Origin of the sequence: Lacticaseibacillus hegangensis (assembly GCF_003946465.1) — a bacterium.
GTDB classification, from domain to species: Bacteria; Bacillota; Bacilli; order Lactobacillales; family Lactobacillaceae; genus Lacticaseibacillus; species Lacticaseibacillus hegangensis.
Genome location: NZ_RHOL01000007.1, coordinates 14,102 through 30,193, shown reverse-complemented (window position 1 = coordinate 30,193; position 16,092 = coordinate 14,102). Strand labels below are relative to the sequence as shown.

16 protein-coding genes are annotated in these 16,092 nt (G+C 56.0%); all 16 read left to right on the top strand.

What is annotated here, in order from left to right; genetic code table 11:
- Positions 1-35: 35 nt before the first annotated feature.
- Positions 36-920 (top strand): phosphate ABC transporter substrate-binding protein PstS family protein, encoded by an 885-nt coding sequence (locus tag EKM86_RS02920; protein ID WP_125755023.1) that lies wholly within the window; start codon positions 36-38, stop codon positions 918-920.
- A complete protein-coding gene (gene pstC, locus EKM86_RS02915) occupies positions 907-1,830 on the top strand; it encodes a phosphate ABC transporter permease subunit PstC (RefSeq protein WP_125755022.1) in 924 nt (307 codons plus the stop codon). Before EKM86_RS02920 ends, pstC begins: the two co-directional genes overlap by 14 nt.
- A complete protein-coding gene (pstA, locus tag EKM86_RS02910; protein ID WP_125755021.1) occupies positions 1,827-2,711 on the top strand; it encodes a phosphate ABC transporter permease PstA in 885 nt (294 codons plus the stop codon). The genes pstC and pstA overlap by 4 nt, the downstream gene beginning before the upstream one ends.
- Positions 2,712-2,729: 18 nt before the next feature.
- Positions 2,730-3,536, top strand: a complete 807-nt coding sequence (pstB, locus tag EKM86_RS02905; protein ID WP_125755020.1) for a phosphate ABC transporter ATP-binding protein PstB — start codon at positions 2,730-2,732, stop codon at positions 3,534-3,536.
- Positions 3,537-3,549: 13 nt separating this feature from the next.
- On the top strand, positions 3,550-4,308 hold the full coding sequence (gene pstB, locus EKM86_RS02900) for a phosphate ABC transporter ATP-binding protein PstB (protein WP_125755019.1): 759 nt from the start codon (positions 3,550-3,552) through the stop codon (positions 4,306-4,308).
- Between the two features lie 25 nt (positions 4,309-4,333).
- Positions 4,334-5,011: a phosphate signaling complex protein PhoU gene (gene phoU, locus EKM86_RS02895; RefSeq protein WP_125755018.1), complete on the top strand. Its 678-nt coding sequence runs from the start codon at positions 4,334-4,336 to the stop codon at positions 5,009-5,011.
- Between the two features lie 156 nt (positions 5,012-5,167).
- Positions 5,168-6,613 carry a daptomycin-sensing surface protein LiaX gene (gene liaX / locus EKM86_RS02890; RefSeq protein WP_125755017.1) on the top strand — a complete coding sequence of 482 codons (1,446 nt, stop codon included), beginning with the start codon at positions 5,168-5,170 and terminating at the stop codon, positions 6,611-6,613.
- 12 nt (positions 6,614-6,625) lie between these two features.
- Positions 6,626-6,925: a hypothetical protein gene (locus EKM86_RS02885; RefSeq protein ID WP_125755016.1), complete on the top strand. Its 300-nt coding sequence runs from the start codon at positions 6,626-6,628 to the stop codon at positions 6,923-6,925.
- On the top strand, positions 6,925-7,269 hold the full coding sequence (locus EKM86_RS02880; RefSeq protein ID WP_125755015.1) for a phage holin family protein: 345 nt from the start codon (positions 6,925-6,927) through the stop codon (positions 7,267-7,269). Before EKM86_RS02885 ends, EKM86_RS02880 begins: the two co-directional genes overlap by 1 nt.
- 108 nt (positions 7,270-7,377) lie before the next feature.
- Entirely contained in the window at positions 7,378-8,352 is a 975-nt protein-coding gene (gene hprK, locus EKM86_RS02875; RefSeq protein WP_125755014.1) for an HPr(Ser) kinase/phosphatase, read from the top strand.
- Position 8,353: 1 nt separating this feature from the next.
- Positions 8,354-9,175 carry a prolipoprotein diacylglyceryl transferase gene (gene lgt, locus EKM86_RS02870; protein ID WP_125755013.1) on the top strand — a complete coding sequence of 274 codons (822 nt, stop codon included), beginning with the start codon at positions 8,354-8,356 and terminating at the stop codon, positions 9,173-9,175.
- Positions 9,176-9,185: 10 nt separating this feature from the next.
- Complete coding sequence (locus tag EKM86_RS02865; RefSeq protein ID WP_125755012.1) at positions 9,186-10,229, top strand: NAD(P)H-dependent glycerol-3-phosphate dehydrogenase; 1,044 nt, start codon at positions 9,186-9,188, stop codon at positions 10,227-10,229.
- Positions 10,230-10,281: 52 nt separating this feature from the next.
- Positions 10,282-11,250: a thioredoxin-disulfide reductase gene (trxB, locus tag EKM86_RS02860; RefSeq protein WP_125755011.1), complete on the top strand. Its 969-nt coding sequence runs from the start codon at positions 10,282-10,284 to the stop codon at positions 11,248-11,250.
- Between the two features lie 224 nt (positions 11,251-11,474).
- Positions 11,475-13,193, top strand: a complete 1,719-nt coding sequence (locus EKM86_RS02855) for a phospho-sugar mutase (protein ID WP_125755010.1) — start codon at positions 11,475-11,477, stop codon at positions 13,191-13,193.
- 112 nt (positions 13,194-13,305) lie between these two features.
- Positions 13,306-13,941: a YfbR-like 5'-deoxynucleotidase gene (locus tag EKM86_RS02850; RefSeq protein WP_125755009.1), complete on the top strand. Its 636-nt coding sequence runs from the start codon at positions 13,306-13,308 to the stop codon at positions 13,939-13,941.
- Between the two features lie 135 nt (positions 13,942-14,076).
- On the top strand, positions 14,077-16,089 hold the full coding sequence (gene uvrB / locus EKM86_RS02845) for an excinuclease ABC subunit UvrB (RefSeq protein WP_125755008.1): 2,013 nt from the start codon (positions 14,077-14,079) through the stop codon (positions 16,087-16,089).
- Positions 16,090-16,092: the final 3 nt, after the last annotated feature.

Below are 16,092 nucleotides of genomic sequence, written 5' to 3'. Positions count from 1 at the left end.
TGCACTTGGCCGAAGACGGTCGTGGAGGGGTGAACATGAAGAAACGTCATCTTTTATTTCTCGCCTTAGCCGGGCTGCTCGCACTCGCTGGCTGTGGGACGAGCCAAAGCAGCGGTGAGGCCATTACCGCGGTCGGGTCCAGCGCGCTGCAGCCACTGGTTGAAGCAGCGGCTGAGCAATACCAAACCGATCACGTCGGCGTGTTCATCAACGTCCAAGGCGGCGGGACCGGGACCGGCCTGTCGCAGATTCAACAAGGGGCCGTTGAAATCGGAAACTCGGATCTGTTTGCCGAGGAGAAGGCCGGGATCAACGCCAAAAAGCTGGTGGACCACAGAGTCGCGGTCGTGGGCATCACGCCGATTGCCAACAAAGCAGTCGGGGTCAAAAATCTGACCGTGGTCCAACTGCGCCGGTTGTTCACGGGTGAGATCACGAACTGGAAACAGGTCGGCGGCAAGGACTTGCCGGTGGTCGTCGTCAACCGGGCACAAGGCTCAGGAACGCGTGCGACGTTTGAACGGTGGGTGCTGGGCGACCGGCAGCCGATGCCGGCGCAGGAGCAGGACTCGACAGGGATGGTGCGCTCGATTGTCGCCAGCACGCCAGGGGCGGTGTCGTACGTCGCGTTTTCATACGTGGATAGTTCGGTGCGTGCGCTGGCACTGAGCGGGGTCAAGCCGACGGACCAGAACGTCACCACGAACGACTGGCCAATCTGGTCGTACGAGCATATGTACACCAAGGGCCAGCCGCACGGGTTGACCAAGCAGTTTTTGGCCTACATTCAAAGCGCCAAGACGCAGCAACGACTCGTTAGCAAAATGGGGTATATCCCGATCACCGCGATGAAGGTCACGCGGGATGCTAAGGGGAACGTGATCGATAAGCAGGGGGAAAAGTCCAATGGATCCAATTAAAGCCGCAATGCTCAAGCGCTCCCGCTCTGCTAAGCTCGAGCAGCGGGGGAAGCTGATCAGTCTGTTTTGCATCAGTTTGATTGTGATCGTGGTCGCCGCCATCTTCTTCTTTGTGGCGTCCAGAGGCCTGGCAACGTTCTTCGACAACAAGGTCAACTTGTGGTCATTTCTGAGCAAAAGTGTGTGGTCGCCAGCGGTCAATGACGCTCACGGCAACCCCCAGGTCGGGGCACTGCCCATGATTGTTGGCTCGTTTGGGGTGACTTTTCTGTCGGCGGTGGTCGCGACGCCGTTTGCGGTGGGTGCGGCGATTTTTATGACCGAGATTTCGCCTAAAATGGGTAAGAAGATTTTGCAGCCGGTAATCGAACTGCTGGTGGGTATTCCCAGTGTCGTTTACGGGTTCATCGGGCTGTCAGTCGTCGTGCCGGCGATTCGCCACGTCTTTGGCGGCACCGGCTTTGGGATCTTGGCCGGGACCTTTGTCCTGTTCGTCATGATTCTGCCAACGGTGACGTCCATGACCGTGGACGCCTTGAACGCCGTGCCGCGGTACTACCGGGAGGCGAGCCTGGCGCTGGGCGGCACGCGCTGGCAGACTATCAGTCGTGTGGTGCTCCGCGCGGCCATGCCAGGCATCTTGACCGGGGTCGTGTTTGGGATGGCGCGGGCCTTCGGGGAGGCGCTGGCAGTGCAAATGGTAATCGGCAACGCCGCCCTGCTGCCACACAACCTGATCAGCCCGGCGTCGACGTTGACGTCCGTTTTGACTTCAGGCATTGGGAATACTGTCATGGGATCGCTGGAAAATAATGCGCTTTGGTCCCTGGCACTTCTTCTGCTGCTGATGTCTTTGGCCTTCAACCTCGTGATCCGCTGGATCGGTAAGAAAGGGGAGATGAAGCGATGAACGCCAAACAAAAAGACCGTCTGGCGACGGGGGTTTTGTACACGATTGCCGTGCTCATCGTTTTGATCCTGGCGAGCCTGTTGGGGTATATCTTGGTTCAGGGCCTGCCGCATGTTTCCTGGCATTTTCTTACCAGTCCGGCCAAGGCTTTCGAGGCTGGCGGCGGGATCGGTATCCAGCTGTTCAATTCGTTTTATCTGCTGCTGCTGGCCATGCTGATTTCGGTGCCCATTTCACTTGGGGCCGGGATTTACCTGGCGGAGTACGCCAAGGCCAACCGGCTGACAGACATCATCCGGACTGCGATCGAAATTCTGAGTTCGCTGCCATCGGTGGTCGTTGGCCTGTTCGGCTTTCTGGTCTTTGTGCTGCAATTTCATTTTGGCTTCTCGATTCTGTCCGGGGCGCTGGCGCTGACCATGTTTAACCTGCCACTTTTGACGCGGAATATTGAGGATTCGCTGCGGCAGGTCGATTTTGCCCAGCGGGAGGCTGGTCTAGCGCTGGGGCTTTCGCGCTGGGAAACCGTGATTCACGTGGTCATCCCGGAAGCACTGCCCGGTATTATCACCGGGATGATTCTGGGCGCCGGCCGTGTTTTCGGCGAGGCCGCAGCGTTGATCTACACCGCCGGGCAAAGCGCCCCGGCGCTGGATTTTACCGACTGGAATCCATTGAACATCGCCAGTCCGCTGAATATTTTCCGGCCGGCCGAAACCTTAGCCGTGCATATCTGGAAAATCAACTCCGAAGGGATTCAGCCTGACGCGGCGGCGGTGTCCGCCGGCGCCAGTGCGGTGCTGATTCTCGCCGTACTGCTGTTCAACGTCCTAGCCCGATTCTTGGGCCAGCGCCTGTACAAAAAAATGACCGCCGAATAATGGCGAGGAGGGTGCCGCATGCAAAATTACTCGTTAACTGATACCTTCATCAAGCCGTTCGACGCGGGTCAGGAAATTGCGTTGGCCACGCATGATTTGAAGGTGTTTTACGGCGACCACGAGGCCATTCACGGCGTGTCGCTGCCGTTTGAGCGCTACAAGATCACTGCGCTGATTGGCGCGTCCGGCTCGGGCAAGTCGACGTTTTTGCGGTCGCTCAACCGGATGAACGACACCATCGAAGGTGCGCGGGTCACCGGCCAGATCATGTACCGGGACGTTGACATCAACTCCAAGCAAGTGGACGTCTACGAGATGCGCAAGCACATCGGGATGGTGTTTCAGCGGCCCAACCCATTTGCCAAGTCGATTTATGACAACATCACCTTTGCGCCGAAACGCTTCGGCGAGCACAACAAAGAAAAACTCGATGAGCTGGTTGAGCAGAGTCTCAAAGACGCCGCTTTGTGGGACCAAGTCAAAGATGACCTGAATCAGAGTGGACTGGCGCTTTCCGGCGGCCAGCAGCAGCGCTTATGCATTGCGCGCGCCATCGCCATGAAGCCAGATATCCTGCTGCTGGACGAACCGGCCAGCGCGTTGGATCCGATTTCCACATCGACGGTGGAGGACACCTTGCTTCAGCTGAAGGACCATTACACGATCATCATCGTCACCCACAACATGCAGCAGGCGGCCCGCATCAGCGACTACACAGCCTTTTTCTACTCCGGTACCGCGATTGAGTACGACGAAACCAGAAAAATCTTTACGCGGCCGAAAATTCAGGCGACCGACGATTATGTGTCTGGCCACTTCGGCTAGGAAGGGGGAGCTCATGAAAACCAAAGTGATCACCAGCAAAGACGTTCACCTCTTCTATGGCAATTTTGAAGCCCTGACCGGCATTGATCTGGACTTTAACGAACACGAAATCACCGCCATGATCGGTCCCAGCGGCTGTGGCAAGTCGACTTACCTGCGCATCCTCAACCGGATGAACGACTTGATCCCCGGCGTCAAAATCACCGGCGATATCCGGTTGGAAGACCAGGATATCTACGCGCCGGACACCGACGTGGTGGCCCTGCGCAAGCGGGTGGGGATGGTGTTCCAACAGCCCAACCCGTTTCCATTTTCGATTTATGACAACGTGGTGTACGGGCTGCGACTGGCGGGCGTGAAGGACCGCACCACCTTGGACGCGGCGGTCGAAACCAGCTTGAAACAGGCAGCGATTTGGGATGAGGTCAAAGATAAGCTCCATGACAGTGCGCTTTCCCTGTCAGGCGGTCAGCAGCAGCGGGTCTGCATCGCGCGCGTACTGGCCGTGCAACCGGAAGTGATCCTGCTCGATGAGCCCACCTCGGCGCTTGACCCGATTTCGAGCACGCAAATTGAAAATATGCTGCTGGAACTGCGGGATCAGTATACAATCATCATTGTGACGCACAACATGCATCAGGCCTCGCGAATCTCAGACAAAACCGCCTTTTTTCTTCAAGGCCGGTTGGTGGAATTTGACGACACGAAGAAAATGTTCCTGACCCCAAAGCAAAAAGAGACGGAAGATTACCTGAGCGGCCGGTTCGGCTAAGTTCAGGACCAAGGAGGAAAACGGCATGCGGCGACTATTTTCAGATGAGCTCAATGATTTGCACGCGCGCTTTTCGGAGATGGGCATGATGGTCAATGAGGCCATTTTTGATTCGGTGAAGGCGTTCGTCAATCACGATAAGACGCTGGCGCACTCTGTGATCGACAACGACTTCCACATCAACAAGCGAGAAGTCGACCTGGAAAAACGCAGCTTTGAAATGATCGCCTTGCAGCAGCCGGTGACGTCCGACCTGCGCATGATCGTCACGATCATGAAGGCGAGCTCGGACTTGGAGCGGATGGGCGACCATGCGGTGTCCATTGCCAAGTCTACGATCCGAGTGAAGGGTGAGACTCGAGTGCCCGAAATCGAACGCGTCATCGCCCAGATGGCCGCTGCGGTCAAGGAAATGGTCGAGCAGGTCCTTGATGCATACGTCAAAGAGGACGGCGATGCTGCCCGGCAGATTGCCGAAGAAGACCATGGCATCAATGACTTCTCCAGTCAGATCTACTACCTCTGCATCGATGAGATGACCCGGGATGCCGACACCATTGTGGGTTCGATGGATTACATGCTGGTGTCCTCTTACTTGGAACGCATCGGCGATTATGTGACCAATATCTGCGAGTGGATCTTGTACCTGAAGACCGGCAAGTTGCTGGAACTCAACTCCAACGCGAAAGAAGACGGCTTCTAAATAAAGACTAAAGGCGGGCGACCGCCTTTTTTTTGGTTCCCCGCACCTTCTGCTCGAGACGGGGGGCAAAATCAACCTTAGGACCTATGCATTTTTCATGGGGACCGACCATACTATAACTACAAGCAGTAGTCAGAAACCCTGGAGGTAAATCTCATGAATGAACGTGAACGGATCCTAGATTTAGTTAAACAAGGTGTGATCACGAGCGAAGAAGCCTTGGTCCTGTTAGAGAACATGGCCAAGAAGCAAAGCGCGCCGCAGGGCGAACAGGCGCAGCCAGCAGGGCAAGCGAGTGAAGCCCGCAAAGCACCTGCTGAAGACTCCGCGCTCACTAAGCTGAATACTAAAATTGCCGAAATCAATGGCAATTTGGACGCAACAAGCAACCAGATCAAAAAAACGCAAGCAAAAGTGGCAGCGAATAAGGAACAGATTATCGTGCTCGACACAATGGAGGATCTGGACACGCTGACTCCCGAAAAGTATGAAGAGCGTGGCAGCTTGAAGCGCGAAAACGAGCAGCTGGGCGAAAAGCTGGTCCAGCTTGCCGACCAACAGGAACAGCTTCGCCAGCAGCTGGGCGAGTTGCACCGCCAAAAGCGCGTGTTGACCAAGCAGAGTTTGGCTGGCATTTTGCCCGATGACTGGCAGGATCAGACCAAAGACGCTTTGAACGACCTTGGCAAGACCGTCAGCGTGACCACCAATCAAATTGGGTCGATGGTCAAAAAGACGGTCAGTTCCGTTTTGGACAACGTGGACTGGAAAGATGTCAACATCAAGGTGCCAGGTCTAGCCACTGAGAAGTTCAGCCACACCTTCTCCTATCCGAACAGTCAGGCGTCGATCATCGACGTCAAGCTTGCAAACGGTGATGTCACCTTAGTTGAAGGCGAGGGCGCCGATATCACGATCCAAGCGGACATTAAGCTGTATGGCAAGATGGCTGGCGAATCACCGCTTCAGGCCTTCCTTGACCGAAGCCGGGTCGAAGTAACGGATGATCACCTGATTTTCCAAGTGCCCAACAAACGGATTCAGGCTGATTTGACCATCACGGTGCCGAAGCGCGACTACGATCACGTGTCTCTGCGTTTGCTCAACGGCAATCTGAAGGTCAACAATCTGGCTGGCAAAGACTTCTTCGCCAAGAGCACCAATGGTGACCTGACTTTCTCCGGGTTGACTGCAGTGATGCTGGAAACGGAAGGGGTCAACGGGAGCGTGAAGATCAACGGTCAAGTGCACGACCTGGTGATCGATGCGGTTAACGGCGACATCAAGTTCAAAGGCGATGCCAAGACAATGGAACTTAAAACTGTCAACGGGACGATTCGGACGACTTTGGTGAGTGACTTCAAGGCGCTGACGGCCAGTTCTGTTAATGGGGACGTGAAGCTTGCGGTGCCTGCCAGCGTCGCCGTTGCTGGTGAAGCGCGGACCCGATTTGGCAGCATCAAGAGTCGCATGACCGGCGTCGCAGCCGACGGCAAAACCAAGGCGCTTTCGCTCGATCGGCCGGGAACCGGAGTCGGCACGCTGAAGGCAACGGTGTCGACGGGGACGATTCAGCTCAAAGATACCGATTTGACGAAGTAAAGGGGTGACAAAATGCCACTGTTATTCTTACCTATCATTTTGATCATCGTCGGTGTCGCGTTGGTGCTCATCATCGGCTTTAGCCTATTTGTCGGGATCGCACTCCTCCACATTTTAATCTGGCCGGTTTTGATTGGTCTTCTGATTTTGTGGCTGGTGCGCCGCCAGCCTGGCCGGGCGCCGCGGCCAGACCGGCATGATCACCGCGACTGGCAAACTTACCTCAAGCCGGGGGTCAAACCCGCCGAGCACGTGAAAGAAGAGTCACACCATCAGCGGGAATCCCATCATGATGACTGGAGTGATTTTTAATGGGGTTTATCCGCAAAGTGCTGCTGACCATGGCGGTGTTCATTGTTTACGCCGAACTGCTGCCCAATCAGCTGTATGTGGCCGACTGGCAGGCGGCGCTGGCAGGAGCAGTGATTCTGGGACTGTTGAACGGGCTGCTTAAGCCGGTACTGAAGCTGCTGACGTTGCCGCTGACGATTCTGACTCTAGGCTTATCGCTGCTGGTGCTGAACGCTTTGATGGTGGTCTTGATGACGCAGTTCGTGCCAGGCATTTCGTTTTTCAGCTTCGGTAGTGAAATGATCTTCGCCTTGATTGTCAGTGTTGTGAATGCGACTTTAGGCGAACCCAGAAGGGATCGCTAAGCGAGAGCCAGGCATGAGTGCCTGGCTTTTTCTGATGGCCGCACCACTGTTAAGTTTTGAGCAGTGATGATACACTGATAGCAATGAATGAAAGGCAGGGTGGATCTAATGGCAGACCAAGTCTCAGTCAAGCAGTTGGTCAAAGACATCAACTTACTCGTGTACAGCGGTGAGCCTTATCTGGCGGAACGCCAGGTGGTCGTGAGTGATATTTCCCGACCGGGGCTCGAACTGACGGGCTATTTCAACTACTATCCGCACGAGCGGATCCAGCTGTTTGGCCGGACGGAGAGCGCCTTTGCCCGCAACATGACGGCTGCTGAGCGGCTGGTGATTCTGAAACGAATGGCGTCCGAAGACACACCAGCGTTTTTGGTTTCACGCGGCATTGCGCCTTTGCCAGAGATGCTCGAGGCCGCGGATGCGGCGCACGTGCCGGTGCTTGGGTCAAAGTTGCCCACCACCCGACTGTCCAGTCTGCTGACTGACTACCTGGAAAGCCGCCTGGCCGAACGGCAAAGTATGCACGGCGTGTTAGTCGACTTGTACGGACTGGGCGTCATGATCACTGGTGATTCCGGTGTCGGCAAGTCTGAAACCGCGCTGGAGTTGATTCAGCGGGGACACCGGCTGATTGCCGATGACCGCGTCGACGTGTACCAAAAAGATGAGCAAACGATTGTGGGTGAGGCGCCAGCCATTTTGGCTCACCTGCTTGAAATCCGGGGGCTGGGCATCATCGATGTGATGAACCTGTTTGGCGCCGGAGCAGTGCGGTCCCACGCGAACATTGACCTGATCGTGCACCTGGAGAACTGGACCAAGGACAAGCAGTTCGATCGGCTGGGCTCCGGTGAGCAGAGCCAGCAGATTTTTGACGTGAGCGTGCCAAAAATCACCATTCCGGTCAAAGTCGGGCGCAATCTGGCGTCGATCATTGAAGTTGCGGCGATGAACTTCCGCGCCAAGTCGATGGGGTACGACGCGACCAAGACTTTTGAGAACAACTTAAATCACCTGATCAAATCAAACGAACAGGCCGATCGGGCAGACGCCAAGGATTCGACCGATAGCGAGGGATAGTATGGTTGCAGCATTAAATCCAATTGCACTGAAGCTCGGCGGGCTGGAGATCCACTGGTACGGCGTGATCATCGCCTGCGGAGTCCTGCTGGCCGTCTGGCTGGCGACACGTGAAGCAAACGCCCGCGGGATCGGGGAAGATCACATCATTAACCTCGTCCTGTGGGCGTTACCATTTGCGCTGGTGGGCGCACGGCTTTACTACGTGGCCTTTGAGTGGCCCTACTACAGCGCGCACCCAAGCCAGATTATTGCCATCTGGAACGGCGGGATCGCGATTTACGGGGCACTGATTGCCAGCGTGATCGTGTTTCTGATTTACTGCCGGGTCAAGTGGCTGCCCGCGTGGCTGGTGCTCGACATTGCGGCGCCAACGGTCATGATCGCGCAAAGCATCGGCCGCTGGGGCAACTTCATGAATCAGGAAGCGTTCGGGGCTAAGACCACGCTTGCGTACTTGCGAGGTCTGCACCTGCCGGAATTTATCATTCAGCAGATGAACATCGCCGGCGCCTACCGGCAGCCCACTTTTCTGTACGAGTCGATGTGGAATCTGATCGGGTTTGTGCTGATTATGACGGTTCGCCACCACAAGGGGTGGTTCAAGCGGGGCGAAATTCTGCTGAGTTACGTCATGTGGTACAGCTTCGGCCGCTTTTTTGTCGAGGGTATGCGCACGGACAGTCTATATTTGATGCCGGGCCTGCGGGTGTCGCAGCTGCTGTCAGTGGTGCTGTTTGCCGGCGCGCTGGCGTTGGTGCTTTGGCGGCGCCACAAGGATGTCCCTTGGTACATGGACGGCTTTTCGCTGAATAACTTATAGGAGTGATCTTGTGACTGATAAAATTGCGGTACTTGGCGCTGGCTCTTGGGGCACGGTGCTGGCCAATCTGCTGGTGGAAAATGGGTTGAATGTTGCCTTATGGACCCATGATCAAAAGCAGGTCCCGGAAATCAACGAGACCCATCATAACCAGCATTATCTGCCTGATTTCGTGCTGCACGATGACCTGCGGGCGACTAGTGACCTAGCAGAAGCGGTGGCCGGGGCGACCGTGATCCTGTTTGTGGTGCCGACTAACGCGATCCGCAGCGTCGCCGAGCAGGTCAAACCGCTGCTTCAAGGCCAGCCCATCGTTGCCCATGCGGCCAAGGGGCTGGAGCTGGGCACCAAGCTGCGGGTCTCCGAGGTGCTGGCAGCGGTGCTGCCAGTCGGGGCATACCGTGGGCCCGTGGTGATTTCAGGCCCTAGTCATGCAGAAGATGTGGCCACCAAGGACATCACCACGCTGACTGTCGCCTCATCGGATCTGGCCGCCGCCCAGGCCGTCCAGAAGCTGTTCATGAATGACTATTTCCGGCTGTACACCAATACAGACGTCCTTGGCGTTGAGCTGGGTGCGGCGCTGAAAAATGTCATCGCGATCGGCGCCGGGGCTTTGCACGGGCTGGGCTATGGCGACAATACCAAAGCGGCACTGATGACCCGCGGGCTGGCGGAGATTACTCGATTAGGCACGCACATGGGGGCCAATCCGATGACCTTCATCGGGCTGTCTGGGGTCGGCGATTTGATCGTGACATGCACCAGCGTGCACAGCCGTAACTGGCGCGCCGGCAATGCGCTCGGGCAAGGGAAAAAGCTGTCAGACGTGCTCGCCAACATGGGCATGGTCGTCGAAGGTGTGTCCACTGCGAAGGTCGTGCACGAACTGGCCAAGGATCAGGGTTGCGATATGCCAATTTCTGAGGGCATCTATCAAGTCTTGTACCAAGGTGCTCCCATTAAGACCGTGATTACGGATCTGATGGCGCGTGAGGGCAAACCGGAATTTGACTTTGGGCTGACTTTACAAACTACACCAAAGCAGGTATAGTAACTAAAGACTTACAAAACGTAAGCAAAAATGCGGCGAAGGAGTGTTTGCCATGGCAAAACAATATGATGTGATTGTGATCGGTGCTGGCCCCGGCGGGATGACCGCGGCGCTGTATGCGTCGCGCGCGAACCTGTCGGTGCTCATGCTTGACCGGGGGATTTACGGCGGCCAAATGAATAACACCGCGGCTGTGGAGAACTATCCTGGTTTTAAGTCGATTCTGGGTCCAGAACTCGGCCAACAGATGTACGACGGGGCCACGCAGTTTGGTGCCGAGTATGCGTACGGGAATGTCACCGATTTGACCGATGACGGCAAAATCAAAACCGTGGTCACAGACGAAGGCGAGTACCAGGCCAAAGCGGTGATCATCGCAACCGGCGCTGAGCACCGTAAGCTCGGCGTGCCTGGTGAGGAAGCATACGGCGGCCGCGGCGTTTCATACTGCGCGGTTTGCGACGGGGCATTTTTCAAGGGCCAGGAGGTCGCCGTGATCGGTGGCGGCGATTCCGCGGTTGAAGAAGGGCTATACCTCGCAGGGCTGGCGTCTAAAGTGACGGTGATTCACCGCCGCGACCAACTGCGCGCGCAGAAAATCATTCAGCAGCGGGCGTTTGCCAACCCCAAGATGCATTTTGTCTGGAACGCGCAAACTGAGGAAATCTTGGGCGATGACAATAAAGTCACCGGCGTGCGCTATCACGACAAGGAAACCGGCGAGGATAAAGTGCTCCCAGTTTCCGGCGTGTTCATCTACGTCGGCATCAAGCCGCTGACCGACAGTTTTAAGCACGTTGATGTGCTTGATGACGCGGGCTGGATCCCGACTAACGAACTTATGGAGACCCAAGTCCCTGGCATTTTTGCCATCGGCGACGTTCGGGCGAAGAACCTGCGCCAGATCGCAACGGCGGTCGGTGAAGGCGGCCAGGCCGGTCAAAGTGCTTTTAATTACATTCAAAGTTTGCAAGACGCACAATTACAGGCGGGCGCTGTGCCTTCCGCTGAGCAAAACTAGCTTAAAGCTACACCGGTCGCCACTTTTGGCAGTCGGTGTTTTTTTCTTGGACGGTGATGAGAGTTGCCGCGTCCTGATTGCATCAAAAACTGGCTGTGCAATAATAAATGGGGAAGCTGAGGCCGCGAAGTGCTTGAGGAGGCGTTTGCGCGCGCTTTATTCGTGGTTCGGGGTTACAATAGGCGTGTCAATCGCAGCCTGAATAAAAGACAGGAGCTGATCACATGGGATATAAGGAAAACTACCAGGCGTGGCTAAACGAGCCCACCCTGGATGCAGCGCTCAAAACTGAGCTGCAAACAATGGATGAGACTACGCAGGAAGAGGCCTTCACGGCGCCGATGAGTTTTGGCACGGCGGGGATGCGCGGCATTATCGGGGCCGGCATCAACCGGATGAACATTTACACGGTGCGGCAGGCGACTGAGGGCCTGGCGCGGTTTATGGACACCTTGCCCACCGCGCAAAAGGCGCAAGGGGTGGCCATTTCGTTCGACTCCCGTTACATGAGCCAGCAATTTGCCCTTGAGGCCGCGGCGGTCCTAGGCGAGCATGAGATCCCAAGTTTTGTATTCGACAGCTTGCGCCCGACACCGGAGCTGTCTTTTGCGGTGCGTGAACTGAAGACTTACGCCGGCATCATGATCACGGCCAGCCACAACCCAAAGCAGTACAACGGCTACAAGATCTACGGCCCGGATGGCGGTCAAATGCCGCCGGAAGAGTCCGACAAGATCACGGCGTACGTCCGGAGTGTCACGGACCTGTTCGGGGTCAAGGTGATGGATGTTCATCAACTGCGGGCGAAGGACCTGATGCATATCATCGGCGAAGGCGTGGACGAGGCCTATTACCGCGCCGTTGGCACCGTGACGATCAACGCGGACTTGGTCAAGACAGTCGGCAAGGATATGAGCCTGATTTACTCACCGTTGAACGGCACCGGCCGAATCCCCGCTCAGATGGTGCTGCGCAACGCCGGGTTTGAAAACTTCGAACTCGTGCTGCCGCAGTCCACCGCTGACCCGGAGTTCCCAACCACGCCCTTCCCCAACCCGGAATTTCCGCAGACGTTTGACTTGGCCATTGAAATGGGTAAAAAGAGCCACGCGGATGTCCTGATTGCCACGGATCCGGATGCCGATCGCCTCGGCACCGCAGTGTGGACCGGCAGCAGCTATCAGCTGCTGACCGGCAATCAAATCGCCAGTTTACTGCTTCACTACATTCTGGAGGCACGCAAGCAGGCGGGCACTTTGCCGGCCAACGGCGCGGTGGTCAAGTCAATCGTGTCGACAGAGCTGGCAACAGCCATTGCGAAGGATTATGGCGTTGAGATGATCAACGTTGAAACTGGCTTTAAGTTTATCGGCGATCAAATCAAGCAGTACGAGGAAACCGGTAGTCATGAGTTTCTGTTCGGGTTTGAGGAGAGCTATGGCTACTTGATCAAGCCGTTTGTCCGCGATAAGGATGCGATTCAGTCGACTGTGCTGCTCGCGGAAGTCGCCGCGTATTACAAGGCCCAGGGCAAGACGTTGTGGGATGGCATTCAAGCCCTGTACGACCGCTACGGTCACTTTGCCGAAAAGACCGTGGGCTTGGACTTCCCAGGCCTTGAGGGCCCGAAGGAAATGGCCGCTTTGATGACCAAGTTCCGTGAGGAAAGCCCGGCCGAGTTTGCCGGCGTCAAGGTGGTTTCGACCGAAGATTACAAGCTTCAGCAAACCACAGATGCGTCCGGCAATGTGAGTCCGATTGCCATGCCAGTGTCTGATGTGCTGAAGTATATTCTGGCCGATGGCACGTGGATCGCGATTCGGCCATCCGGGACGGAGCCCAAGGTCAAGTTCTACGTCGGCACAGTCGCCGATTCCAAAGACGCTGCCGACAAGAAGCTGGCCGCCTTTGAGGACGCCTTGACTGCTTTCAAGAATTCGTAATCATCATGAGGACCTCTTCGGGAGGTCCTTTTTGATTCGCGACGCTGAGCGGGGTTGAATCCTGGCGGCCGGCGTGGTAAGCTGTTCAAAATTTACGTCAGGGGGCTGCATCATGGGCATGCATCAGTACATCCAGGGGTTAGGTAATTTAGAGACGCTGCGCCGCGCGCCGGGCTTCTTCAAGTACGCTGAGCACAGCGTGGCCGCGCACTCGTTCAAGGTGGCCGAGATTGCCCAGATGCTGGGCGACATCGAAGAGCACGCCGGGAATCAGGTCAACTGGCAGATGTTGTACGAAAAAGCCTTGAACCACGATTACACGGAGCGCTTCATCGGCGACATCAAGACGCCGGTCAAGTATGCCACACCAGCCTTGCGCGAGATGCTGGCCGATGTTGAAGAATCGATGACTGAAAACTTTATTCAAAACGAGATTCCGGCCGAATACCAGGACATCTACCGCCGCCGACTGGGTGAGGGCAAAGATGAGACGCTGGAAGGGCAAATCCTTAGCATTTCTGACAAGGTCGACCTGCTTTACGAATCCTTCGGCGAAATTGAAAAGGGCAACCCTGAGCGCGTGTTCGTCAATATTTACACGGAAAGCTTGAGCGTCATCATGAGCTTTGAGGCGCGGCCAAGCGTCCAGTATTTTCTCAAAGAGATCTTGCCTGATATGTTGAACGAGGAGTTTGCCGATCGCGACATGCTGAAGAAGTTGACCCGCTCGGTGATGGCAAAAAAGTAAAGAACGCGAGCACGAATATTTGTTCGCTATGGTATAATAAGTGTCAGTCAAAAGTTGGGATCTCGGTTCCGACTTTTTTGTTGCCAGGCCCATGATAATCGCCCGCTGCGGCGGTCGGCCACTGGAGGTAATCAGATGATCACACGAATCGCGGATAAGAAATTTGACTTGGTCTCACCGTATGCACCGGCCGGAGACCAACCCGAAGCCATCGCCAAGCTGACCAAGGGTTTTAAAGACGGCAAAAAAGAGCAGATCCTGCTGGGGGCCACTGGGACCGGGAAGACTTTCACAATGAGCAATGTGATTGCCAACTTGAACAAGCCGACCCTGATTTTGTCGCACAACAAGACGCTGGCCGGCCAGCTCTATGGCGAATTTAAGCAGTTCTTCCCACACAATGCGGTGGAGTACTTCGTTTCGTACTATGACTATTATCAGCCGGAAGCCTATGTGCCAAGTTCAGACACGTACATCGAAAAAGACTCGGCGATCAACGACGAAATCGATAAGTTGCGCCACAGCGCAACGGCGGCTTTGCTTGAGCGCAATGATGTGATCGTCGTGGCTTCGGTGTCCTCCATCTTCGGGTTGGGGTCGCCAACCGAGTACCGCGACCACGTCTTGTCGATTCGCAAAGGCATGGAAATTGACCGCAATACGCTGCTGCGGCAACTGGTCGACATTCAGTTCGAGCGCAATGATATCGATTTTCAGCGTGGCCGGTTCCGCGTTCGCGGCGACGTGGTTGAAATTTTCCCGGCTAGCCGGGACGACCACGCGATCCGCGTTGAGTTCTTCGGCGATGAAGTGGATCGCATCACCGAGGTCGATGCCCTGACTGGAGAAGTCGTGGGCGAACGCGAGCAGGTGTCCATCTTCCCGGCGACTCACTTCATGACCTCTGACGACGCCATGGAACGAGGAATCGAAAGTATTTCCAAGGAGCTGACCCAGCGGCTGAAGGAGTTGCAGGATCAGGGCAAGCTGCTTGAGGCTCAACGCCTGGAGCAGCGGACCAATTATGATATTGAGATGCTGCGGGAGATGGGTTACACCAACGGCATTGAGAACTACTCCCGCCATATGGAAGGACGCAAGGCCGGCGAGCCGCCATACACGTTGCTGGACTTTTTCCCAAAAGACTTCATGATCATGGTCGATGAAAGCCACGTCACCATGCCGCAGGTGCGCGCCATGTACAACGGCGACCGCGCCCGCAAGCAGACGCTGATTGATTACGGGTTTAGGCTGCCTAGCGCGCTGGACAACCGCCCGCTGAAGCTGAACGAGTTTGAGCAGCACGTCAACCAGATCCTGTACGTCAGCGCGACCCCTGGCCCTTACGAACTGGACCGCGTGCCGAAAGAAGACATCGCCGAGCAGATCATTCGGCCAACCGGGCTGCTCGATCCTGAAATCGAAGTACGGCCGATCATGGGCCAAATCGATGACTTGACGTCGGAAATCAATAAGCGCGTCGAGCACAACGAGCGCGTCTTTGTGACCACTTTGACCAAGAAAATGGCCGAGGATCTGACTGATTACCTGAAAGAAGAGGGCATCAAGGTCGCTTACCTGCACTCGGACATTAAAACCCTAGAACGGACCCAGATTATCCGCGACCTGCGGCTTGGCAAGTACGACGTGCTGGTCGGCATCAACCTGCTGCGCGAAGGGATCGATGTGCCTGAAGTGTCTTTGATCGCGATCTTGGATGCGGATAAGGAAGGCTTCTTGCGCGCGGAGCGATCGCTGATCCAGACCATTGGCCGCGCAAGTCGCAACGAGCACGGGAAGGTCATCATGTACGCGGATTCCGTGACGGATTCGATGAAGGGCGCGATCGATGAAACCAAGCGCCGGCGCACGATTCAGATGGCGTTTAATAAGAAGCACCACATCACCCCAACGACCATCGTCAAACCGATTCGGGACGCGATTTCTGCGGTGGACACCAGCGGCAACGCGGATCCGGACAAGGACCGCAGCTTTGCGGAAGTCGATTTGCACGACATGAGCAAGGCCGACCGCAAGCAGCTGATCGGCAACCTGCGGACCCAGATGGAAGCCGCAGCCAAGAAGCTCGACTTCGAGCAGGCGGCCACGCTGCGTGATACGATTTTGGAATTGGAAGCAGAAAAGTGAGGA